The sequence below is a fragment of the Aeromonas jandaei genome, from assembly GCF_037890695.1.
In the GTDB taxonomy this organism is placed as follows: domain Bacteria; phylum Pseudomonadota; class Gammaproteobacteria; order Enterobacterales; family Aeromonadaceae; genus Aeromonas; species Aeromonas jandaei.
Genome location: NZ_CP149571.1, coordinates 1,142,501 through 1,165,242, shown reverse-complemented (window position 1 = coordinate 1,165,242; position 22,742 = coordinate 1,142,501). Strand labels below are relative to the sequence as shown.

Genomic DNA, 22,742 nt, shown 5'->3' with positions numbered 1-22,742 from the left:
GCTCCGTTTTTTTATGGCTGAGATGTATGAAAGGCTGAAACTCAGTCGTTCTCCAGCGCGGTGAGGCAGTGCGAGAGAGTACGCGCCAGCGCACCCTGATTGCGCAGCACCACGGCGCGGGCCTGCTCCCCCATCTCGCGGCGGGCGTTGCCGTCGGCAAACAGCTGGCTCACCCGCTCGCCCAGCTCGGCGGCATCGGCCACGATGGCGGCGCCACCCTGAGCCACCAGCTGGCGGGTGATATCGCTGAAGTTGAAATAGGCGGGGCCGGTCAGGCAGGGCTTGCCGAGCGCTGCCGGCTCCAGCAGGTTGTGACCGCCGATCTTCACCAGACTGCCGCCGACGAAGGCCACATCGGCCGCCGCCAGCATCAGCGGCAGCTCGCCCATGGTATCGCCGAGATAGACCTTATCCTCCGCACTCACCGCAGCACCATCAGTGCGCCGCACGCAGCCATAAGGGGCGCACAGCTCGGCCACCCGATCGAACCGCTCGGGGTGGCGCGGCACCAGAATGAGCAGCGCGTCGGGATGGCGTTTGAGCAGCAGATCGAAGGCGGCCAGCACCTGCTCGTCCTCACCCAGATGGGTGCTGGCGGCGATCCAGACAGGCCGCTCGGCGCCCAGCTGCTGGCGCAGAGCGCGCCCCTTGGTCTGCACCTCGTCACCAAACTGGATGTCGAACTTGATGGAGCCGGTCACCGCCAGCCGCGAACGATCGATGCCGAGGCGGGCGAAGCGGTCGGCGTCATCCTGATGCTGGCAGAGCAGATGGGTCAGCGGCCGGCTCAGGGCATCGAAGGCGCCGTGGAAGCGGGCATAACGCTGGCAGGAACGCTCGGAGAGGCGGGCATTGATGATGGTCACCGGCAGGTGGCGCGCCTCGCAGGCGGCCAGCCAGTTCGGCCACAGCTCGGTCTCCATCACCCAGAGCGCGCGCGGCTTGAAGGTGTCAAGAAAGGCGGCAATGGCCCAGGGGTAGTCGAGCGGCGCGTAGCGATGGATCACCAGATCCCCCAGCCTGGCAGCCTGATCGGCGCCGGTGCGGGTGGTGGTGGTGAGCAGGATCGGCAGATCGGGCCGCTCCGCCTTGAGGGCGCGAATGAGCGGCGTGATGGCCAGCGTCTCCCCCACGCTCACCGCATGGATCCAGAGCGGCGCCTCCTGTCCGGTGGCGGGCAGCCGCCCGAGATGCTCGGCCCAGCGCTTGCCAAAGCCGGGCTTGCCTTTCTTCGGCTTGTAGAGGGCCAGCAACGCCAGCGGCAATCCGAGATGGATCAGCAGGTTGTAGAGCAGACGGTAGGGCATCTTACTGACTCTGCTCCAGCTTCTTGCAGGCATCGACCACCTGCTCCGGCGCCAGGTCGATCAGGCACTTGAGATGGCCGAACTTGCAGGTGCGCTTGAAGCAGGGGCGGCACTCGATGTCGGTGTGGACGATCTCGACCCGATCCGCCAGCGGCGGGGTGTAGAGCGGCGAAGTGGAGCCATAGACGCCCACCAGCGGCCGGTTGAGGGCGGCGGCGATGTGCATCAGGCCGGAGTCGTTGGAGATGACCCGGCTGGCCAGCGCCATCAGATCGATCGCCTCGTGCAGGCTGGTCTTGCCCGCCAGCACGTGGCAGTTGGGGCGGGTCAGCAGGTTGACCCGATCCCGGATGGTGTTGGCCACCGGCACATCCTTGTTGGAGCCGAAGATCCACACCTGCCACCCTTCGTCCAGATGCTGCTGGGCCACCACGGCGTAGTGCCCCTCCGGCCAGCGCTTGGCCGGGCCAAACTCGGCACCGGGGCAGAGCACCAGCACTGGGCGGGCGCGATCCAGCCCCAGTCGCTCCAGCGCCTTGCTCTGGTTGACCAGATCGACGTGCAGAGAGGGGTGGGGAATGGTCGGAATATCGGCCCGGCTCTTCATCTGCTCCTTGGGATAAGCGAGCGCCAGATAGCCCTCCACCATCAGCGGAAAGGCGGACTTGTTGCTGCGCATATCGTTGAGCAGGCCGAAGCGGTGCTCCCCCTTCCAGCCGGTACGCACCGGAATACGGGCAAACCAGGGGATCAGCGCCGACTTCATGGAGTTGGGCTGGACGATGGCCTGATCGTACTTCTCGGCCGCCAGCTGCTTGCCGAGGCGGCGGCGCGCCACCAGCTTGAAGTCACCGTGGCCGAGGGGCATGGTGATCGCCTTGTCCACCTCCGGCATCCGCTCCAGCAGGGCGCAGCACCAGGCGGGGGCCATCACGTGCAGCTCGCACTCGGGATGGTTGGCCTTGATCGCCTTGTAGAGACTCTGGGACATCACCATGTCGCCGACCCAGGAGGGGCCGATCACCAATATTTTCATTACGCGTCTTCTCTCGGGTCTGGCCCGGCGGTTAATCATCACTGGGCGAGATTATGCCCCAAGAATGGTCGGATAAATAACAGAAGATCCTTACCTACCCGCCCTGACAGGGGAGACCAGCCGCCACCCGGGTCATGCCCCGGCCACGCTTTTAGGCTAGAATGGGCGCCAATTCGAGCATGTCCCGCCAGACGGGCAACAACCGAGAGCCCCATTTCGTGAAAAAACCGACTCTGGCTGCCGTTCTGATCGTCAAGAATGAAGCCGACAACCTGCGCAAGTGCCTCGCCTCCCTCGACGGACTGGTGGACGAGATCGTCATTCTGGACTCAGGCAGTCAGGACGAGACCCCGGCCATCGCCGCCGAATTTGGGGCCCGTTTCTTCGTCAACGCCAAGTGGCCGGGCTTTGGCAAACAGCGCCGGCTGGCCCAGTCCCACGTGCAATCCGACTGGGTGTTGTGGCTGGATGCCGACGAGCGGCTCACCCCCGAGCTGAAAACCGCCATCGCCAACGTGATGGCCAATCCGGCCAGCGACACCATCTACTCGCTGCCGCGCCTCTCCTGGGTCTTTGGCCGCTTTATCCGCCACAGCGGCTGGTATCCGGATCGGGTGCTGCGCCTCTATCCCAAGGCGCTCACCAGCTACAACGAGGCGCTGGTGCACGAGAAGGTGGAGGTGCGCGCCAACATGAAGATCGTCAACCTCTACGGCGACCTGCACCACTTTACCTATCGGGATCTGGAGCACTATCTGGTCAAATCGGCCGGTTATGCCCGCGCCTGGGCCGATCAGCGCACCGCTCGCGGCAAGAAGGGCTCCCTCAGTCAGGGGCTGATGCACGCCGTCGGCTGTTTCATCAAGATGTACCTGCTCAAGGCGGGCTTCCTCGATGGCAAGCAGGGGTTGCTGCTGGCGATCCTCTCCGCCCACTCCACCTTCGTCAAATACGCCGACCTCTGGGTGCGCCAGCAACCGCAGCAGCCGGAATAACGCCTACCCCACCGCAAGTTCGTCAATTCGCCCCTTGTTCCAGCGGAACAAGGGGCGAATGGCATGGCTTCAGATCGGGCGGAGCCCTTGCAGGGCGTGCAATGGCCATGATGGGAGGCGACAGGGGTTAGCTCGATCGCTATAAGCTGAATTTATGGGTTTTGCTTAAATGACCCAACTTCAGCTTATACCGGCAGGAACCACGCCAGCGGGGTGCTGACAGGGCCGCAAAAGGGCTGTCGGGGGCAATGTCCGATCTGCGGGTCTGTCAGCTGCGATCATCACCATACAGAACAGGGCCCCGCGGGGCCCTGTCTGCATTGCTGCATAGGTTACTTGCGCCAGAAGGGCGCCGCCCAGCGGGCCATCTCCGGCACCATGGCCTTGGGATCGAGCTGGCTCATATCCTCCGGGTGATCGCTGTCCTCGGGCGGGCTGAAGGCGAGGTGACGCCCCTCGCTGTTGAGGGGCTTCCAGCGCAGCGGGGTGGCGGAGCGGCGCATCGGGAAGAAGCCGATGGTCGGCACGTCGAGCGCCCCGGCGATATGGAGCGGGCCGGTACTGCCGGCGATAAACAGGGCGGCGTTGGCCAGCACCTGACAGAACATCGGCAGACCTTCGCTGGAGCGGTAGATCCAGCCGTTGCCGCCGTGGGCCAGCAACTCGGCCGCCAACTGTTCGGCCATCTTCTCCTCGCCCGGACCGGCGGTCAGCACGCACTGCAGCTCGGGGCAGGCCTGGTTCAGCTTGATGATGATGCGGGCATACTGCTCGATGGAGAGGTTGTTGGCCGAGCCACCGCTGCCGGCGTGTACCATCAGCCAGGGGCGGCTGGCATCGAGCTTGAGCTTGGCCGCCAGCTGCTCGCGCACCTGCTGCAGGCTCGCCTCATCGAAACTGAGGAAGGGAGTCTTGGGCTCCACCACGGCGACCTGATGATCGGTCAGGAAGCGACGGATCAGCTCCAGATTGTACTCGGACTCCGGCTTCTGGGAGCGGGAGCGGCGCTGCACCAGACGCTGGTTGTAGAGCACCTGCGCCAGCTTGGTCGCCGGTGCCAGCCGGTAAGGGATGTGTGCCTTCCACACCAGCATGGCGTTGCGGGAGTTGGAGAAGAGGCAGATGGACGCGTCGAACGCCGCCGCCTTGATCCGGGCCAGCAGTGCCCGCTGTTGCTCCTTGTCGGCACGCACGCCCGGATCGATGATCACCTCGTCAATCCAGGGGCAGAGCCGGGCCAGCGGGGCCGTGTAGGCCGGAACCAGGGCAGTCACATGACACTCCATGGAGCCTTTGAGCATGGCGAAGCTCGGCCACGCCAGCATGAAGTCACCAATCTTGTCATTGCGAACGACCAGAATACGTTTCATAAAAAATCCCTTTGCTCCCTGTCACCAATGCAGGGAGGCTTGATGCGCGATGGCGTATTCTTGCCTGATGCACTGCTATTCTCAAGCGACGACCTTATAATGCGACCAAATTTCCAGGTTGCAGGACCACAAAGATGACTACCAGGGTGATCTATCCCGGGACATTTGATCCCGTTACCAATGGCCATGCCGACCTGATCGGCCGCGCCGCCAAGCTGTTTGACGAGGTGATCGTCGGTGTCGCCAACAGCCCGAGCAAGCGCCCGCTGTTCGATCTGGCGGAACGTGTCCAGCTTGTCCAGCAAGTGACCAGCTCGCTTCCCAACGTCAAGGTGGTGGGCTTCTCCGGGCTGCTGGTCGATTTTGCCAAAGAGCATCAGGCCAACGTGTTGATCCGCGGCCTGCGCGCCGTCTCCGACTTCGAGTACGAGTTCCAGCTGGCCAACATGAATCGCCGCCTGATGCCGGAGCTGGAGAGCGTCTTCCTCACCCCGGCCGAGGAGAACTCCTTTATCTCCTCCACTCTGGTGAAAGAGGTGGCGCTGCACGGTGGCGACATCCGCCAGTTTGTCGACCCCGTGGTGGCGCAGGCCATCGCCGCCAAACAGCAGCAGCGCTAATCCCCTCCTGATTGGCAGAAACGAACAAGGGCTACCCGCGGGTAGCCCTTGTTGCATCAACGCACTGCACGCCTAGCGGCGGACAAACTGCTCGCGGATCGCCAGCTCCAGCTGATCGAGCCACTCGTAACGGCGCCGGTACATGGCCCGCTTCTTGGAGGCGATCTCCTCCAGCGGCTTGCGCGGCTGCAGCTGCAGGGCGACAAAGTTGGCATCCACATCCCGGGCGCCAAACTCCTGCCACAACTCGTCGTAATCGGCCTGCAGGTTGGCCTTCTGCTTGCTGCTGTAACGCTTGGCCTGAAACACGTGAGCCCGTTTGCGCACCGCCAGCACCTCGCCGCTACCCATCGCCAGCGCCAGCTGCTGCACCAGTTGCACCAGCAGGGATTTGGGCCGTAGCCCCTGCCCCTCCTTGGTCAGCTCGCGCACCTTATCCTGCGCGTTGGCCACTCCGGGTTCCGGCCCCTGCATGGAGCCGATCACCAGATGCAGCTGCTCGGCGCTGCCAGCCAGCGAGAAGGCGCAGCTGTAGAGACGCAGCCCCTCGCTATCGATGATGGAGAGCGCCAGCTCGGCCTCGCGGCGGAAGGTGCCGTCATGGCGCAGCACGATGCGGCAATCGCTCTGGGGATAACGTCCCAGCTCGATGCCGCCCGCCAGATAGAGCGGCTCGACCAGCTCCGGATAGCAACTCAGCTGCAACTGATAGTGGTTTTCCAGCATCTCGGCCCGCTCACGGGCACTGGCACTGGCGAAGCGATAGGGACGCATCGGCTTGTCAAGCAGCTCGGGATAACGGGCCGGCAACGCCTTGAGCGGCTCGGCCTGAAACAGGGTAAAGACACGGGTCAGCTGCTCGCGGTAAAGCAGGCTGCGCAGCACGAACTTGCCGCGATTGAAGGTCTGGCGCTCGCTTCCCTCCGGATAGAGGTAGCTGGCCATGGATTTTGCGCAATAGCGCTCCAGCCGGGATAAATGTTCCCAGTCTATTGATTTAACAGTCATTTTTATTTCTCAAACCGCCTGAACGGACGAGATACTAGAGACAACTGTGCAAATCTTCAACAACCGGGAAATACGCTGTTACAACTTTCCGCAAATTCGGTGAAAAAGTGCTCTTAACGCTGGCAATGGGAGCAAAATACCGTGGTTCTCTGGCCTATTTTCACTTCGCTCAGCAGGGTGTGACAGTGGAAACAGGGCTGGCCGCCACGGCCGTAAACCTGCAGCTGCTGCACGAAATAGCCAGGCTTGCCATCGGCACTGGTGAAATCCTTGAGGGTGGTACCGCCCTGTCTGATGGCTTCGGCCAGTACCCGCTTGATCTCGGCCACCAGCTTCTCCAGCCGCTCGCCACTGATATTGCCCGCCGCCCGTTTGGGGTGGATCCCCGCCGCAAAGAGCGCCTCGTTGGCGTAGATGTTGCCCACCCCGACCACCACCTGATTGTCCATCAGGAACTGCTTGATGGCTGTGCTGCGCCCCTTGGCGCGCTCACGCAGGTAATCGCCATTGAAGGCATCGGTGAGCGGCTCCGGCCCCAGCTTGGCCAGCAAGGCATGCGCCTCGGCCGGATCGCGGGTCCAGAGCAGGGCGCCGAAACGGCGCGGATCGTTGAGCCGCAGCAGCTTGCCATTCTCCAGCTCGATATCCACGTGGTCGTGCTTCTCGGCCGGGGTGCCGATATCCAGCACCCGCAGGCTGCCGGACATCCCCAGATGGAGGATGGCGGTACCGAAATCGGTCTCCAGCAGCAGATACTTGGCGCGGCGGCGTACCTGATGGATGGTGAGGTTCACCAGCTCCTGAATTTCGCCGGGCACCGGCCAGCGCAGGCGGCCATCGCGCACCACCACTCGGGTGACCTTGATGCCGGTAAGCCAGGGAGAGATCCCCTGCCGGCTGACTTCTACTTCTGGCAATTCAGGCATTGGTACCTCGCAAACAGAGTCGACTGGTGAACAATCAGGGGGCAGGACGCATCAGGTCGCGATACTGCTCGGCAGTGAGGGAGAGCCAGAGGCCAGAGGGGAGCTGAGCACCATACTGGCCACTGTTCTGATAGAGGGCGATCGTCTGCGGGTCATTTTGCCCGGCAATCCACACCCTGAGGGTAACGGGGGCACCGCGTACCGCTTCGCCGGGTGGCAGCAGCCAGCCCTGCCAGCGCTCGATATGGGCCGCCAGCTGCTTGCTGTCGAGTCCCAGATCCGGCCCGCTGCGCCAGCCATGGCCGATCCGCTCAATCTGCCAGCTTGGTCCCTGCCAGGTGAGCACTACCGCATCCTCCGGCAACAGCGGACGCGCGCGTTTGGCGCTGTTCTCCTGCTGGGCCAGCTCCAGCCGGTGCAGCAGGGTGATCACGATCAGTACCACCACGATGATCACGTTGTTCCAGCCTTTGCGGCTCAGTTTGAACATGGCAAGCCTCCCTTTGAACCGGCAGTGTACTGAATTCGGGGCATAAAAAAACCCGGCACAAGGCCGGGTTTTTGGGAATGCAGCATCAAGTAATTACTTGATTTTGCCTTCCTTGTAGATCACATGCTGACGAACAACGGGATCAAACTTTTTGATTTCCATTTTTTCGGGCATGGTGCGCTTGTTTTTGGTAGTGGTATAGAAGTGACCAGTACCGGCGCTGGAGTTCAGGCGAATTTTCTCGCGAATACCTTTAGCCATGATCTAATTCCTTATACCTTAACACCGCTGGCGCGCAGTTCAGCCAGAACCACTTCAACGCCACGCTTGTCGATGATACGCATGCCTTTTGCGGATACGCGCAGGCTTACGAAGCGTTTTTCACTCTCAACCCAGAAACGGTGAGTGTGCAGGTTCGGCAGGAAACGACGCTTGGTAGCGTTGTTAGCGTGCGAACGGTTGTTACCAACTGCCGGGCGCTTGCCGGTTACTTGGCATACTCTAGACATGTCAGTCTCTCCAAATCTTACTTCATTGCTCGAGCAAATATCTGCCCCGCTGGCCTTCGATTGCGGGGCAAACAGAAGGCGGCATTTTATACAGCATCCGTGATCAAAGATCAACTAATACGGTGCCAGAGCACAGTTATAGCCAACCGCGCTCGGCAAAAGAAACCGTGATGCCATCACCGATCACCAAGTGATCCAGCACTCTGATATCGATCAGGGCCAAAGCGGCCGTGATCCGATCCGTGATCTGGCGGTCGGCCCTACTGGGCTCGGCGACGCCGGACGGGTGATTATGCGCCAGAATCACCGCGGCTGCATTATGTTTGAGCGCGATCTGCACGATTTCTCTTGGCCAGACGCTCGCCGAATCGATTGTGCCGTAAAAAAGCTCAACAAATTGAATGACTCTGTGCTGATTGTCGAGCAACAGCAAGGCAAACACTTCGCGCGGCCGATCCCGCAGCTGGGCCTGCAGATAGTCGCGGGTCAGCTGGGGCGAGGTGAGCGCGTCACCCCGCTGCAACTGCTGCGCCAGATGGCGTTTGGCCATCTCCAGCACCGCCTGCAACTGGGCATATTTGGCCGGGCCGAGGCCGTGTGCCTCGCAGAAAGCGCGTTGATCCGCGCCCAGCAGATTGCGCAGCGATCCGAACTGATTCAACAGGTTACGGGAGAGATCGACCGCACTCAGGCCATTGACGCCGGTGCGCAGGAAGATGGCTAGCAGCTCGGCATCACTGAGCACCGTCGGCCCCTGTCGCAGCAACTTCTCTCTGGGGCGTTCATCTTCCGGCCACTCCTTGATGCTCATTTGTCTCTCCTCTCTCCCTGTTGAGGAAAAACATAGCAAATATTTGCGTGTTCCCCGCCACAACCCCTTGATGCCAACCCCTGTCGTCATCCCCTGCCTGTGGTATCTTAGCCGACCAGTCAAAGTGAGCCGGATAGAGAAACAGCAGATGAGATTGGCCGATAAACGCATCCTGTTGGGTGTCAGCGGCGGGATCGCCGCCTACAAGAGTGCCGAGCTGGTACGCCGTCTGAAAGATCAGGGTGCCGAGGTGCGGGTGGTGATGACCCGCTCCGCCAAGGAGTTCATCACGCCGCTGACCCTGCAGGCGGTCTCCGGCCATCCGGTGGCGGACAGCCTGCTGGATCCGGCTGCCGAAGCGGGCATGGGCCATATCGAGCTGGCCAAGTGGGCCGATCTGGTATTGATCGCCCCCGCCAGCGCCAACCTGATGGCCCGTATGGCGGCCGGCATGGCCGACGAACTGCTCACCACCCTCTGTCTGGCCACTCCGGCACCGGTCGCCCTGGCGCCCGCCATGAACCAGCAGATGTACCTCAACGCAGCCACCCAGGCCAACCTCAAGACCCTGGCCAGCCGCGGTGTCCTGCTGTGGGGGCCGGACTCCGGCAGCCAGGCCTGTGGCGATGTGGGCCCGGGCCGGATGCTGGATCCCCTCGAACTGGTGGAGCGCTGCTGCCAGCAGCTGGCCGCCGAGCCCTTGCTGGCGGGCGTCAAGCTACTGCTGACCGCCGGCCCAACCCGCGAGGCGCTCGATCCGGTGCGCTACATCAGCAACCACAGCTCCGGCAAGATGGGCTATGCCATCGCCCGCGCCGCTCGTGAAGCGGGCGCCGAGGTGACGCTGGTGAGCGGCCCGGTTGCTCTGGCCACGCCGGCAGGGGTCACCCGCGTCGATGTCGAGAGCGCCGAACAGATGCATCAGGCGGTGATGAGCCGGGTGGGTGAATGCGACCTCTTCATCGGCTGCGCCGCGGTGGCCGACTACCGCCCCGAGCAGGTCGCCAGCCAGAAGATCAAGAAGAGCGGTGACAACGACCAGATGGTGGTGAAGCTGGTGAAAAACCCCGACATCATCGCGGCCGTCGGCGCCCTTTCAGACAAACCCTTCACTGTCGGATTTGCCGCCGAAACCGTGGATGTGGAACAATACGCCCTCGATAAATTGCAGCGAAAGCGGTTGGACATGATCGCCGCCAACGATGTATCCCGCGAGGGGCAAGGCTTCAACGCCGATGACAACGCCCTGACCGTGTTCTGGCAAGGGGGCCAGGCGCCGCTGCCGCTGGCCGACAAGCTGACGCTGGCCCGTCATCTGGTTGCCCTGATTGCGTGTCACTATCGGCGCTAAGCGTCCCGAAAGAACAAGACTCACGGCGCCCCGCCTTGCCAAGAGGGGCGCCAATACAAGATCCAACTGAAAAAGCGATTCATGACAACACAAATTGCACTGAAGATTCTGGATGCCCGTATCGGTACCGAGTACCCGCTGCCCGCCTATGCCACTCCCGGCTCTGCCGGCATGGACCTGCGCGCTCTGCTGGATGCACCGCTGACTCTGGCTCCGGGCGATACCACTCTGGTACCGACCGGTCTGGCTATCCACATCCAGGATCCGGGTCTGTGTGCCACCATTCTGCCCCGCTCCGGTCTCGGCCATAAGCACGGCATCGTGCTGGGCAACCTGGTCGGTCTCATCGATTCCGACTATCAGGGTCAGCTGATGGTCTCGGTCTGGAACCGCGGCAAGGATGAGTTCACCATGCAACCTGGCGAGCGCATCGCCCAGCTGGTGATCATGCCGGTAGTTCAGGCCAGCTTCCAATTGGTCGATGAGTTCAACCAGAGCGAACGGGGTGAAGGCGGTTTTGGTTCTTCTGGTCGCCAATAACAGACCACATCAGCCTGATGGGCGGTGCCTAATAACAGAATCAAGCCATTGTTTTTTTAGGGGAATCCATGGCAAGCAGTAATCAGAAACAGAGTCGGCGCGATCAGATCCTGCAGGCGCTCGCCCATATGCTGGAAACCAGTCCCGGCCAGCGCATCACCACGGCCCGTCTGGCGGCCGAGGTCGGCGTCTCTGAAGCAGCCCTCTATCGACACTTTCCAAGCAAGGCGCGGATGTTCGAGGGGCTGATCGACTTTATCGAGGATTCCCTGCTGTCACGGGTCAATCTGATCATGGCGGAAGAGAAAGACACCATGGCGCGCTGCCACCACATCCTGCAGCTGCTGCTGGTGTTCGCCGAGCGCAATCCCGGCATCACCCGCATCCTCAATGGCGATGCCCTGTTGGGCGAGCACGACCGGTTGCGGGATCGCATCAGCATCCTGTTTGACAAGCTGGAGACCCAGATCAAGCAGGTACTGCGCGAGAAGCGGCTGCGCGAGGGGCAGGGCTTCCAGCTCGACGAAACCATGCTGGCCAATCTGCTGCTGGCCTATACCGAGGGCCGCATCAGCCAGTTTGTCCGTTCCGAGTTCAAGCTCAAGCCCACCGCCGGCTTCGAGGATCAGTGGCAGTTTATCCGCAGCCAGCTCCTGCAGAGCTGAGCGACAGCGCTTTTCACCGAGCATGAAGAAGGGAGGCCTTGGCCTCCCTTCTTTTTTGTGGCAGCTTTTTATGGCAGTAAAATAAGCACCAGATGCGACCCGGACTGTCGCGCTGCGATGTTAGATTCATGCGCCATAAACCTTTAGCACCCGAAAGGACATTCTATGGAACCCGAAATCATTACCGAAGCGCAGACCTGGCTGGTCAATAACCAGGGCCTGCTGATCGAGTATGCCGTCAACATCGCGGCCGCCCTGCTCACCCTGCTGGTCGGCTATATCGCCGCCAATCTGCTCAGCGGTGGCGTGGTCAAGATGATGAAGGGCCGCAAGCTCGATACCACCATAACCGAGTTTGTCGGCAGCATCCTCAAATACGCCATTCTGGTGTTCGTGGTGATCGCCGCGCTGGGCCGGGTCGGGGTGCAGACCGCATCCTTCGTCGCCATTATCGGTGCCGCCGGTCTGGCCATCGGCTTTGCGCTGCAAGGCTCGCTCTCCAACTTCGCCGCCGGCTTCCTGCTGATCATCTTCCGCCCCATCAAGGCGGGCGAGTTTATCGAAGTGGCAGGCACGTCTGGCGTGGTGCAATCCGTTCAGCTGTTCACCACCACCCTCACCTCCGGTGACAACAAGATGGTGGTGGTACCGAACTCTGCCATTCTCAACGGCACCATCGTCAACTACTCGCGCATGGATACTCGTCGCGTCGACATGACCTTCGGTATCGGCTACGGCTCCGACCTGCGCAAGGCCAAGCAGATCCTCGAGCGTCTGGTGAACGAAGAGCCGCGCATCCTGAAAGATCCGGCCGCTACCATCGCCGTTGCCGCGCTGGCCGACTCCTCGGTCAATATCGTAGTGCGCCCGTGGGTCAAGACCGGCGACTACTGGGGTGTCTGGTTCGACTTCCACGAGAAGGTGAAACTCACCTTTGATGCCGAAGGGATCGAAATTCCCTTCCCGCAGATGGTGATGCACATGCAAAAACCGCAGGCGTGATCGCGCTACTGCAACAACCCACAATGCCAGCCTTCGGGCTGGCATTGTCATTTCTGGCGCGCCATCCGCTGCATAATCAGGCCGGCGGAATGAAAACAATTTCAGAACTGCGGGCCAGCCCCAATCATGAGCGAGCGCAAGATCCCCCTTGCTTTCGTGACTCATAATCCCGATGTTCTGGTTGTATACTCCCGACGGTTGCCCCATTGCGGTAAAAGACAATCGGTAAAACTCTGTTACACGGGCCGCCCGGCCGGCTCGCTATAATGCTCGGATAATAAGGTTTGGCGGGACCTTGCCTGCAAGGTTCAAACACAACTTGGCATTTCAGGAATCCTATGAAAAATATCAATCCAACCCAAACCCAGGCCTGGCAGGCACTGGAAGCCCACTTTGCAGCAAACAAAGAGACCCGACTCAAGGATCTGTTCGCGCAGGACCCGAAGCGCTTTGACAAGTTTTCCCTTACCTTCGGCGGCGACATCCTGGTTGATTACTCGAAGAACCTGATCACCGAAGAAACCCTCAAGTTGCTGGTTGATCTGGCCAAAGAGACCGATCTTCGCAGCGCGATCGATGCCATGTTCAATGGCGACAAGATCAACATGACCGAAGGGCGCTCCGTACTGCACGTGGCACTGCGCAACCGCTCCGACCGCCCCATCGAGTGCGACGGTAAGGACGTGATGCCGGAAGTGAACGCCGTACTGGCCAAGATGAAGGGCTTCTGCGAGAAGATCATCTCCGGCGAGTGGAAAGGCTACACCGGCAAGGCGATCCAGCACGTGGTCAACATCGGTATCGGTGGCTCCGATCTCGGCCCGGTAATGATCACCGAGGCACTGCGTCCCTACAAAAACCACCTGCAGATGCACTTCGTCTCCAACGTCGATGGCACCCACATCGCCGAGACCCTGAAGAAGATCGATCCGGAAACCACCCTGTTCCTGGTGGCCTCCAAGACCTTCACCACCCAGGAGACCATGACCAACGCCCTGACCGCCCGCGACTGGTTCATCAACATCGCCGGTGACAAGGCCCACGTTGCCAAGCACTTCGCCGCCCTCTCCACCAACGGCAAGGCCGTGGCCGAGTTCGGTATCGATACCAACAACATGTTCGAGTTCTGGGACTGGGTTGGCGGTCGCTACTCCTCCTGGTCTGCCATCGGCATGCCCATCGCCCTGTCTGTCGGTTTCGAGAACTTCGAAGCCCTGCTGCAAGGCGCTTTCGAGATGGACATGCACTTCGCCACTGCCTCCTATGAGCAGAACGTGCCGGTGCTGCTGGCCCTGATTGGCCTGTGGTACAACAACTTCTACGGTGCCGAGTCCGAAGCCATTCTGCCGTACGACCAGTACATGCACCGCTTCCCTGCCTACTTCCAGCAGGGCAACATGGAGTCCAACGGCAAGTACGTGGATCGCAACGGCAAGCCGGTTGACTACCAGACTGGCCCCATCATCTGGGGTGAGCCGGGCACCAACGGCCAGCACGCTTTCTACCAGCTGATCCATCAGGGCACCAAGCTGATCCCCTGTGACTTCCTGGCGCCGGCCATCAGCCACAACCCGATCGGTGACCACCACCCGAAACTGCTGGCCAACTTCTTCGCCCAGACCGAGGCGCTGGCCTTCGGCAAGAGCAAGGAAGAGGTCGAAGCCGAGTTCCTGGCTGCTGGCAAAACCCTGGAGCAGGTCAAGGATCTGGTGCCGTTCAAGGTGTTCGAAGGCAACCGCCCGACCAACTCCATCCTGTTCAAGAGCCTGACCCCGAAAACCCTGGGTGCCCTGATCGCCATGTACGAGCACAAGATCTTCGTACAGGGCGCAATCTGGAACATCTTCTCCTTCGACCAGTGGGGCGTGGAGCTGGGCAAACAGCTGGCCAACAAGATCCTGCCGGAGCTGGGCAACAACGAGGCTGTCACCAGCCACGACTGCTCCACCAACGGTCTGATCAACACCTGGAAAGCGTGGAAAGCCTGATTTATCCGGCCTTTCTGAATGCAAAAGCCCCGCTCGATGAGCGGGGCTTTTTTATGACTATCTTTTATGACTGTCAGGCTGGTTTTTCTGGCTGGCCGGTCGGGTGTCCAGTCCGACCGGCGACGGGGATCGTCATCCCCGCCCCTTCATCATCCAGTCCGGTGCCGGCTTAACCGCCAACGGCGATACGTTTCATGTCTTTCATGTAGCCACGCAGTACCTGGCCGATCTTCTCGATCGGGTGGTTGCGGGTCGCCTCGTTGGCCGCCAGCAGCGCCAGGTTGTCGACGCTCTGCCCTTCCGCCTTGCTGGCACCCAGATCACCCGCTTTCAGAGTCGGCATGAAGTGCTCGCGCAGCAACGGCACGGCGGCGTTGGCGAACAGGTAGTTACCGTACTCGGCGGTATCGGAGATGACCACGTTCATCTCGTACAGACGCTTGCGAGCAACTGTGTTGGCGATCAGCGGCAACTCGTGCAGGGATTCGTAGTAGGCGGACTCCTCGTAGATACCGGAAGCCACCATGGTCTCGAACGCAAGCTCGACACCCGCCTTGACCATGGCCACCATCACCACGCCATTGTCGAAGTACTCCTGCTCGGCAATCTTGCCTGCGAACGCCGGGGCGTTTTCGAAGGCAGACTTGCCGGTCTCTTCGCGCCAGGTAAACAGTTTGACGTCATCTTCGGCCCAGTCGGCCATCATGCCGCGGGAGAATTCACCGGCGATGATGTCGTCCATGTGCTTCTCGAACAGCGGGCGCATCAGGGTCTTGAGCTGCTCGGAGAGCTCGAAGGCGCGCAGTTTGGCCGGGTTGGAGAGGCGGTCCATCATCAGGCTGATGCCACCCTGTTTCAGGGCTTCGGTGATGGTCTCCCAGCCGAACTGGATCAGCTTGCCGGCGTAGGCCGGGTCTGTCCCTTCGGCAACCAGCTTGTCGTAGCAGAGCAGAGAACCGGCCTGCAGCATGCCGCAGAGGATGGTCTGCTCGCCCATCAGGTCAGATTTCACTTCCGCTACGAAGGAGGATTCCAGCACCCCGGCACGGTCGCCACCGGTGGCAGAGGCCCATGCCTTGGCGATGGCCATGCCTTCGCCTTTCGGGTCATTTTCCGGGTGAACGGCGATCAGGGTCGGTACACCAAAGCCACGCTTGTACTCTTCACGCACTTCGGTACCCGGGCACTTGGGCGCCACCATCACGACCGTGATGTCGGAGCGGATCTGCTGACCCTCTTCCACCACGTTGAAGCCGTGGGAGTAGCCCAATGCGGCGCCCTGCTTCATCAGCGGCATCACGGTTTTCACGACGTCGGAGTGCTGTTTGTCCGGGGTCAGGTTCAGCACCAGATCGGCGGTCGGGATCAGCTCTTCATAGGTACCGACCGCGAAGCCGTTGTCGGTAGCCTTCTGCCAAGAGGCGCGCTTCTCGGCGATGGCGGCCTTGCGCAGGGCGTAGGAGATATCCAGCCCGGAGTCGCGCATGTTCAGACCCTGGTTCAGACCCTGGGCACCACAGCCCACAATCACCACCTTCTTGCCCTTCAGCACGTTGCAGCCGTCCGCGAACTCTTCGCGCTGCATGAAACGACACTTGCCCAGTTGGGCCAACTGCTGACGCAGGTTCAAGGTGTTGAAATAGTTAGCCATGGTGATTGCTCCGTTCGATTGATTCCATGCCGGATGGCGGCGTTGTCTGAACCACTATAGCGCGGGACACTTATTGCCTGAACTGATATATTCGAAACAGTACGTTGCAATAATTGAAACGTTAACCCTTCATAATCGCCTGCTGAATGTACCGCGAGATGGCAGAAACAAGCCGCCAACCGCTGGATATTGGGCACACATGCCGCGCCAGGAGCTGAAAGATCGGACCTTCGCAATCTCGAGCTGTTTCTCCACCTCGCCGACTCCCTCCACTTCGGCAAGAGCGCCGATGCCATGGCGGTCAGCCCCTCCACCCTGAGTCGCGCGATCCAGCGACTGGAGCAGGAGACCGGCTGCGCCCTGTTCGAGCGGGACAACCGCTCGGTGCGGCTCACGCCAGCGGGCGAGAAGCTGCGGGAGTTTGGTGGCGGCCTGTTGCAGGAGTGGCGTCAGCTCAAACAGGAGCTCAAACGCAGCGATGAACCGCTACAGGGGCGGCTGCGGGTCTTCTGTTCGGTCACCGCCAGTTACTTTCTGCTGCCCGAGGTACTGGAGCGCTTTCGCCGCCGCTACCCTCAGCTGGAGATCAAGCTGGAGACCGGCGACCCGGCGCTGGCGGTGGACAAGATCCTGGCCGAGGAGGCCGATCTCGCCATCGCTGCCCGTCCCGATGCCCTGCCCGCCAAGCTGGAGTTCGCCAGCCTGCAGCTGGTTCCGCTGGTCTTTATCGCGCCGCGCAACGCCCCGCAGCTGAACCAGTGGTTCCGTCAGGGAGAACCTGATTGGGAGCAGCTGCCGGTCATCCTCTCCGAGCAGGGGCTGGCCCGCAAACGCAGCGATCAGTGGTTTCGCAACAAGGGGATAGCGCCCAACATCTACGCCGAAGTGGCGGGTAACGAGGGGATCGTCGCCATGGTGGCGCTCGGTTGTGGTGTGGGGCTGGTGCCGGCGGCGGTGATCGACCACAGCCCGCTCGGCGACAAGGTGCGGATCATCGACCTCAAGCCCGCCTTCAAGCCATTTGATGTGGGGATCGGGGTGCTCAAGAAGCGACTGGAAGAGCCGCTGATCCGCGCCTTCTGGGATACGGCACAGAACCAGAACTCACTGCGTTGAGACAGGCTGGTAGATGAGCGTCGGGTCGGCCATCATCTTGCGACTCGACAACGGCAGATCAGGGTTGTTCAGCTCGAGGCGCTGCCGCTGGTCGAGCTGCAAACGGCGGATGGTGCTGCCAAACCCCTCCTCGAAGATCCGATCAAAATCCCCGGTTTGCCGCGCCCGCTGCAGGCCAAGCTCGATGCGCTGCGCCAGCTCCGGATATTTGGGCGACACAAAGAAGAGCAGCGCCAGCGGATAGCGAAACACCAGATGGGGCTCGATGGCCAGATCCGGGTGCTGTTTCAGCTCATCCTCGACCTCGATGACGGAGCGCAAAAAGCAGTCGAAACGCTTCTTGCGCAGCATGTTGAACAGCGCTTCGTAGAGATTGCCAGCCATTACATTGAGGCCGTTGGCCCTCAGCAGCTGGGTGTCGGGCCAGGATCTGTGCTGGCCGATGATGAGCCCGGAGCGGCGCCAGTCGGCTAGCGAGTGGATCGCGGCAAAGCGCCCCTCATCCCCCTGCCGGATCAGGCAAACCCGCCAGCCGAGCAGCCCCTTGGCCAATGGAATGTGTACCGCCAGCAGATCCCTTTCCCGCTCCTCATCGGGGGCAAACACCCCGACCTGAACCAGCTCGCCGCTGTGCAGCTCTTTCACCGTCCGCCCCTGTTCCATCGGCGGGCTGGAGACCAGCTGGTAGGGGCCATATTCAGGCACCGTCAGATCAAGGGAGAGCCGCAACAACTGCACCACTGCCGGGTTGGGATGCTCCAGCAGCAGATTCCAGGCGCGGATCGACTGCACGGCAGCCGACGCATCCGCCGCCCACAGCCACAACACCATGCACCACAATCCGACTTGCTTCATTACCTGTACCATCCAAGCACCATGCTTCTGGTCATACTATAACGCCAGCCAAGGGCCTGATGCGGTGTTCGCTGCCAGATGTGTGAACCTTCTCCTGTCCCGTCTCATGTCAGAAGTGACAATAGGCAAACCGGGCAAGGGATCGCAGACTGAATATTCGCCATCATCGAACTACATCAGGGAGGAGCGCCATGAAACAGCATCTGGTCGAGATCAAGGGATCAACCCTGTTTGAGGAGTATTTGCAGAGCATGGGTCTGCCCAGCACCTTGCTGGACAGGGAGCAGGAGATCTATCTGCAGGAGCGTCACCTCGGCGCCATCCGCCGGGTACAGGGGGAGCTGCGCTTTTACCTGCGCGCCAACGCCCTCAACAAACGGTGATCGGGAGCCGGTCACAGAACCTGCAACAAAGAGGTATTAGACTGGTATCTTCCCCCTTTCGACGGGAGTGCCCATGAACGCAAGCGGTCTGGATCGGCTGTTCAAACCCCAATCAATCGCCATCATCGGCGCCTCGACCGATCCGCACAAAGCGGGCCATGTCATCGTCCGCCACCTGCTGGCGGGCCACTTCAAAGGGCCCATCCTGCCGGTCACCCCGCGCAGCAAAGCAGTGGCCGGCGTGCTGGCCTATCCCGACATTGCCAGCCTGCCACTGGCTCCGGATCTCGCCATCATCTGCACTCGCCGGGAGCGGGTCATCCCCCTGCTGGAGGCTCTCGGCCAGAAGGGAACAGGCGCCGCTATCATCCTCGCCGCCGATTTTTCACAAGATGAGCGGCAGGAGTTGAAACGGCTCTGCAAGCAATACGGCATCCGCCTACTCGGCCCCAACAGCATGGGGATGCTGCTGCCCGGTCAGGGGCTCAATGCCAGCTTTTCACCGATTGCCGCCAAGCCCGGGCAGGTCGCCTTTCTCTCCCAGTCTGCCGCGGTCAGCACCACCATTCTCGACTGGGCCAAGCAGCATGAGCTGGGCTTTTCCGCCTTCATCTCCCTTGGCGATCACTGCGACATCGACTTTGGCCAGCTGCTGGATCAACTCTCCCGCGACAGCGTCACCCGCGCCATCCTGCTCTACATGGACAAGCTGCACGATGCCCGCCATTTTCTCTCGGCGGCGCGAGCCGCTTCGCGCAACAAACCGATCTTGGTACTCAAGAGCGGACGCCACGATCCGGCCCACGGCCTCGACAACGTCTATGACGCCGCCATCCGCCGCGCCGGCATGTTGCGAGTACGGGACACCCACGAGCTGTTTGCCGCAGTGGAAACCCTCAGCCACTCCATGACCCTCAAGGGGGAGCGGCTCGCCATCATCTCCAATGGCCGTGGGCTGGCCAATATGGCGGTGGATGTGCTGCTGGAGCGGGGCGGCAAGCTGGCACGCCCACCGCTCGATATCGGCAGCGATGCCACCATCGCCATCTATCAGGAAGCGCTGGACAACCTGCTCGGGGAAGAGGGGATCGATGCCATCCTGATCATTCATGCCCCCTCCCTTACAGCCCCCAGCGCACCACTGGCCAGCCACCTTATCGCCCACCTGAAACAGCACCCAAGAGCACGCCGTTTCAATATCCTCACCAACTGGGCAGGCGAATACTCGGCGCAGGAGGGTCGCAAACTCTTTACCGAAGCGGGCATCCCGACCTACCGTACCCCGGAAAGCGCCATGGCCGCCTTCATGCATATGGTGGAGTACCGCCGTAACCAGAAACAGCTGATGGAGACCCCCGCCTCCCTGCACGGCAACCAGCTCAATATCGAGCTCTGCCAGCAGCTGATCCGCCAGGCGCAGGAGCGCAAACAGCTGAGGCTGGATACCCATCTCGCCCACCCCATCTTGCAAGCAGCCGGGCTCGCAACATTGCCCACCTGGATCGTCACCGACGCCATCGAGGCCACCCTGACAGCCGAGCAGATCGGCTACCCGGTGGCAGTCAAACTCCGTTCGCCCGATATCCTGCACAAATCTGCTGTGCACGGTGTGGTACTCAATCTGCGTACCTCGGCCGAAGTAGCACAGGCTGCCGATGCCATTCTGGACAGGGTGAAACAGCACGATCCCGGCGCCCGTATTGAAGGGTTGCTGGTACAGCGCATGGCGCGGCGCAGTGGCGGTCTGGAACTGCGGGTTTGTATCCAGCAAGATGCCATCTTTGGCCCCGTCATCCTGCTCGGTGAATCGGGCGCGGAGCCACAGGAGATGGTTGCAGCGCTGCCGCCGCTCAATCAGGCGCTGGCCCGTTACCAGATCATCGGTGCGCTCAAGAGTCGCAAGATCCGTGAACATGCCACTCCGGATCGGCTGGATATCGATGCCCTCGGTCAGGTGCTCTGCCAGCTATCAGAACTGCTGCTCGCCTTCCCGCAAATTCAGGAGCTGGATCTTCATCCGCTGCAAGCCTGTGGCGCCGAGATGGTGGTGCTGGATGCCAGCGTCACGCTGGCCGACCCAACACTTTCCCCCGCCAATCGGTTGGCGATCCGCCCCTACCCGACCGAGCTGGAGGAGGGAGCCTGGCTCAAGGATCAGAGCCATGTTCTGCTGCGCCCCATTCGCCCGGAAGATGAGCCGGCCCACAAACAATTCGTGCTGCGGGTCTCCGATGAAGACAGATACAAACGCTTCTTCGCCGACGTGGGTGAGCTGGGTCACGAAGAGTTGGCCCGCATGACCCAGATCGATTACGACCGCGAAATGGCCTTTGTCGCCGTAGGGCAGGATGGGGAACGTAAAGATCAGATTCTCGGGGTGGTGCGCGCCATCTCGACGCCGGATCTCAGCGATGCCGAATTTGCCATTCTGGTTCGTTCCGACCTGAAAGGGCTGGGGCTCGGCAAGCTGATGATGGAGAAGATCATCCGCTACGCCTGCGAGCAGGGGATCGGCCAACTCTCCGGCATGACCATGCCAAGCAATCGCGGCATGGTGACCCTCGCCAAACGACTCGGCTTTACCATTGATGTCCAGATGGAGGAGGGGGTGGTCAATATGGCTCTTCCCTGTGGGGCTGTAGCCCAGTGATGGGATGGGTGGCTGCGAGTAATCCAGTACAAATGGTTGCGAATCATCCGAAAAATGACCGCAATTACATACCAAAAGGAGGGAATAGCGGGCCTGCCAGCGCCCACCCTCAGGCAAGAGCCACTGTTCAGTGGCCTCTCGATGCTGAAAACACAAAAGCCCGGTCTGATAACCGGGCTTTGGTGTCTATTCTGGCGTGCACCGCTGTGACCAACAGGCAAATCGCCCATAGCAAAAGGCCTTCCCAATCGGGAAGGCCTTCTATTTAGTGGCGGAGCGGACGGGACTCGAACCCGCGACCCCCGGCGTGACAGGCCGGTATTCTAACCGACTGAACTACCGCTCCGCATTCGGCTAGCTTATTGCTAATTAGGTGCCTGGCAGTGTCCTACTCTCGCATGGCGAATGCCACACTACCATCGGCGCTACCGCGTTTCACTTCTGAGTTCGGCATGGGATCAGGTGGTTCCACGGCGCTATTGCCGCCAGGCAAATTCTTCAATCTGAGAAAGCTGACGTAAGTAATTCGTTCGTATTTGCTACAAGCCTTAGAACACTTCTTGGGTGTTGTATGGTTAAGCCTCACGGGTAATTAGTACGGGTTAGCTCAATGCATCGCTGCACTTACACACCCCGCCTATCAACGTTGTGGTCTCCAACGGCCCTTTAGGACCCTCAAGGGGTCAGGGATGACTCATCTCAGGGCTCGCTTCCCGCTTAGATGCTTTCAGCGGTTATCGATTCCGAACTTAGCTACCGGGCAGTGCCACTGGCGTGACAACCCGAACACCAGAGGTTCGTTCACTCCGGTCCTCTCGTACTAGGAGCAACTCCCTTCAATCATCCAACGCCCACGGCAGATAGGGACCGAACTGTCTCACGACGTTCTGAACCCAGCTCGCGTACCACTTTAAATGGCGAACAGCCATACCCTTGGGACCGACTTCAGCCCCAGGATGTGATGAGCCGACATCGAGGTGCCAAACACCGCCGTCGATATGAACTCTTGGGCGGTATCAGCCTGTTATCCCCGGAGTACCTTTTATCCGTTGAGCGATGGCCCTTCCATTCAGAACCACCGGATCACTATGACCTACTTTCGTACCTGCTCGACCTGTCCGTCTCGCAGTTAAGCTGGCTTATGCCATTGCACTAACCTCCTGATGTCCGACCAGGATTAGCCAACCTTCGTGCTCCTCCGTTACTCTTTGGGAGGAGACCGCCCCAGTCAAACTACCCACCAGGCACTGTCCGCGAGCCCGATTCAGGGCCCTGCGTTAGAACATCAAACATACAAGGGTGGTATTTCAAGGACGGCTCCAGCGCAACTGGCGTCACGCCTTCAAAGCCTCCCACCTATCCTACACATGTAGGTTCAATGTTCAGTGCCAAGCTGTAGTAAAGGTTCACGGGGTCTTTCCGTCTAGCCGCGGGTACACCGCATCTTCACGGCGAATTCGATTTCACTG

General features: G+C 60.9%; 21 protein-coding genes, 1 tRNA gene and 2 rRNA genes (1 of these 24 cut by a window edge). 10 read left to right on the top strand and 14 right to left on the bottom strand.

The genetic code is table 11. The annotated features are described in order from the left end of the window. Positions 1–41 precede the first annotated feature (41 nt). Positions 42–1,307, bottom strand: a complete 1,266-nt coding sequence (waaA, locus tag WE862_RS05655; RefSeq protein ID WP_042030389.1) for a lipid IV(A) 3-deoxy-D-manno-octulosonic acid transferase — start codon at positions 1,305–1,307, stop codon at positions 42–44. A 1-nt stretch (position 1,308) separates the two neighbouring features. Next, positions 1,309–2,343, bottom strand: a complete 1,035-nt coding sequence (gene waaF / locus WE862_RS05650; RefSeq protein WP_042030388.1) for a lipopolysaccharide heptosyltransferase II — start codon at positions 2,341–2,343, stop codon at positions 1,309–1,311. 218 nt (positions 2,344–2,561) lie between these two features. On the opposite strand from waaF, the gene WE862_RS05645 reads away from it, so the two are divergent. Then, the gene (locus tag WE862_RS05645; RefSeq protein ID WP_031227896.1) at positions 2,562–3,338 is read left to right on the top strand and encodes a glycosyltransferase family 2 protein; all 777 of its coding nucleotides are present in this window, start codon (positions 2,562–2,564) and stop codon (positions 3,336–3,338) included. Between the two features lie 332 nt (positions 3,339–3,670). On the opposite strand, the gene WE862_RS05640 is transcribed toward WE862_RS05645, so the two are convergent. After that, positions 3,671–4,708 (bottom strand): glycosyltransferase family 9 protein, encoded by a 1,038-nt coding sequence (locus WE862_RS05640; protein WP_042030386.1) that lies wholly within the window; start codon positions 4,706–4,708, stop codon positions 3,671–3,673. A 134-nt stretch (positions 4,709–4,842) separates the two neighbouring features. On the opposite strand from WE862_RS05640, the gene coaD reads away from it, so the two are divergent. Beyond that, positions 4,843–5,328 (top strand): pantetheine-phosphate adenylyltransferase, encoded by a 486-nt coding sequence (coaD, locus tag WE862_RS05635; RefSeq protein ID WP_042030385.1) that lies wholly within the window; start codon positions 4,843–4,845, stop codon positions 5,326–5,328. A gap of 72 nt (positions 5,329–5,400) precedes the next feature. Here the strand turns inward: coaD and WE862_RS05630 are convergent, their stop codons facing one another. The 6 genes from WE862_RS05630 to radC form a co-directional block, all read right to left on the bottom strand. Then, positions 5,401–6,273 (bottom strand): VirK/YbjX family protein, encoded by an 873-nt coding sequence (locus tag WE862_RS05630; RefSeq protein WP_042030383.1) that lies wholly within the window; start codon positions 6,271–6,273, stop codon positions 5,401–5,403. Positions 6,274–6,449: 176 nt separating this feature from the next. Beyond that, entirely contained in the window at positions 6,450–7,262 is an 813-nt protein-coding gene (gene mutM, locus WE862_RS05625) for a bifunctional DNA-formamidopyrimidine glycosylase/DNA-(apurinic or apyrimidinic site) lyase (RefSeq protein WP_042030381.1), read from the bottom strand. A gap of 34 nt (positions 7,263–7,296) precedes the next feature. Next, positions 7,297–7,752, bottom strand: coding sequence for a hypothetical protein (locus tag WE862_RS05620; RefSeq protein WP_042030380.1), 456 nt, complete (start codon positions 7,750–7,752; stop codon positions 7,297–7,299). 93 nt (positions 7,753–7,845) lie between these two features. Next, positions 7,846–8,013 (bottom strand): 50S ribosomal protein L33, encoded by a 168-nt coding sequence (gene rpmG, locus WE862_RS05615; protein WP_005307500.1) that lies wholly within the window; start codon positions 8,011–8,013, stop codon positions 7,846–7,848. A gap of 11 nt (positions 8,014–8,024) precedes the next feature. Further along, positions 8,025–8,261 (bottom strand): 50S ribosomal protein L28, encoded by a 237-nt coding sequence (rpmB, locus tag WE862_RS05610; RefSeq protein ID WP_005307492.1) that lies wholly within the window; start codon positions 8,259–8,261, stop codon positions 8,025–8,027. Positions 8,262–8,397: 136 nt separating this feature from the next. Then, the gene (radC, locus tag WE862_RS05605; protein WP_033113596.1) at positions 8,398–9,072 is read right to left on the bottom strand and encodes a RadC family protein; all 675 of its coding nucleotides are present in this window, start codon (positions 9,070–9,072) and stop codon (positions 8,398–8,400) included. A 148-nt stretch (positions 9,073–9,220) separates the two neighbouring features. On the opposite strand from radC, the gene coaBC reads away from it, so the two are divergent. From coaBC to pgi, 5 genes are all read left to right on the top strand, one after another. Continuing rightward, the gene (gene coaBC, locus WE862_RS05600) at positions 9,221–10,423 is read left to right on the top strand and encodes a bifunctional phosphopantothenoylcysteine decarboxylase/phosphopantothenate--cysteine ligase CoaBC (protein ID WP_042030379.1); all 1,203 of its coding nucleotides are present in this window, start codon (positions 9,221–9,223) and stop codon (positions 10,421–10,423) included. Positions 10,424–10,504: 81 nt separating this feature from the next. Beyond that, positions 10,505–10,963, top strand: coding sequence for a dUTP diphosphatase (gene dut, locus WE862_RS05595; RefSeq protein ID WP_042030378.1), 459 nt, complete (start codon positions 10,505–10,507; stop codon positions 10,961–10,963). A 68-nt stretch (positions 10,964–11,031) separates the two neighbouring features. Continuing rightward, complete coding sequence (gene slmA / locus WE862_RS05590; protein WP_005339495.1) at positions 11,032–11,628, top strand: nucleoid occlusion factor SlmA; 597 nt, start codon at positions 11,032–11,034, stop codon at positions 11,626–11,628. Between the two features lie 165 nt (positions 11,629–11,793). Continuing rightward, positions 11,794–12,630 carry a mechanosensitive ion channel domain-containing protein gene (locus WE862_RS05585; protein ID WP_042030376.1) on the top strand — a complete coding sequence of 279 codons (837 nt, stop codon included), beginning with the start codon at positions 11,794–11,796 and terminating at the stop codon, positions 12,628–12,630. A 338-nt stretch (positions 12,631–12,968) separates the two neighbouring features. Next, positions 12,969–14,618: a glucose-6-phosphate isomerase gene (gene pgi / locus WE862_RS05580; protein WP_005339491.1), complete on the top strand. Its 1,650-nt coding sequence runs from the start codon at positions 12,969–12,971 to the stop codon at positions 14,616–14,618. 169 nt (positions 14,619–14,787) lie between these two features. Here pgi and ilvC read toward each other — a convergent pair whose 3' ends face one another. Further along, complete coding sequence (gene ilvC, locus WE862_RS05575) at positions 14,788–16,269, bottom strand: ketol-acid reductoisomerase (protein ID WP_042030375.1); 1,482 nt, start codon at positions 16,267–16,269, stop codon at positions 14,788–14,790. A 189-nt stretch (positions 16,270–16,458) separates the two neighbouring features. Between ilvC and ilvY the strand changes: the two genes are divergently transcribed. Further along, positions 16,459–17,385 (top strand): HTH-type transcriptional activator IlvY, encoded by a 927-nt coding sequence (ilvY, locus tag WE862_RS05570; RefSeq protein ID WP_339058710.1) that lies wholly within the window; start codon positions 16,459–16,461, stop codon positions 17,383–17,385. On the opposite strand, the gene WE862_RS05565 is transcribed toward ilvY, so the two are convergent. Further along, positions 17,374–18,240: a hypothetical protein gene (locus WE862_RS05565; protein ID WP_042030372.1), complete on the bottom strand. Its 867-nt coding sequence runs from the start codon at positions 18,238–18,240 to the stop codon at positions 17,374–17,376. The genes ilvY and WE862_RS05565 overlap by 12 nt on opposite strands. Before the next feature lie 191 nt (positions 18,241–18,431). On the opposite strand from WE862_RS05565, the gene WE862_RS05560 reads away from it, so the two are divergent. Further along, positions 18,432–18,623 (top strand): hypothetical protein, encoded by a 192-nt coding sequence (locus tag WE862_RS05560; RefSeq protein ID WP_019446537.1) that lies wholly within the window; start codon positions 18,432–18,434, stop codon positions 18,621–18,623. Between the two features lie 73 nt (positions 18,624–18,696). Further along, positions 18,697–21,273: a bifunctional acetate--CoA ligase family protein/GNAT family N-acetyltransferase gene (locus tag WE862_RS05555; RefSeq protein WP_042030371.1), complete on the top strand. Its 2,577-nt coding sequence runs from the start codon at positions 18,697–18,699 to the stop codon at positions 21,271–21,273. Between the two features lie 269 nt (positions 21,274–21,542). On the opposite strand, the gene WE862_RS05550 is transcribed toward WE862_RS05555, so the two are convergent. The 3 genes from WE862_RS05550 to WE862_RS05540 all read right to left on the bottom strand — a co-directional run. Beyond that, positions 21,543–21,619, bottom strand: a tRNA-Asp gene (locus WE862_RS05550). Positions 21,620–21,648: 29 nt separating this feature from the next. Next, positions 21,649–21,763: ribosomal RNA gene (rrf, locus tag WE862_RS05545) — 5S ribosomal RNA — on the bottom strand. An 81-nt stretch (positions 21,764–21,844) separates the two neighbouring features. After that, positions 21,845–22,742, bottom strand: a 23S ribosomal RNA gene (locus tag WE862_RS05540) (it continues 1,990 nt past the right edge of the window).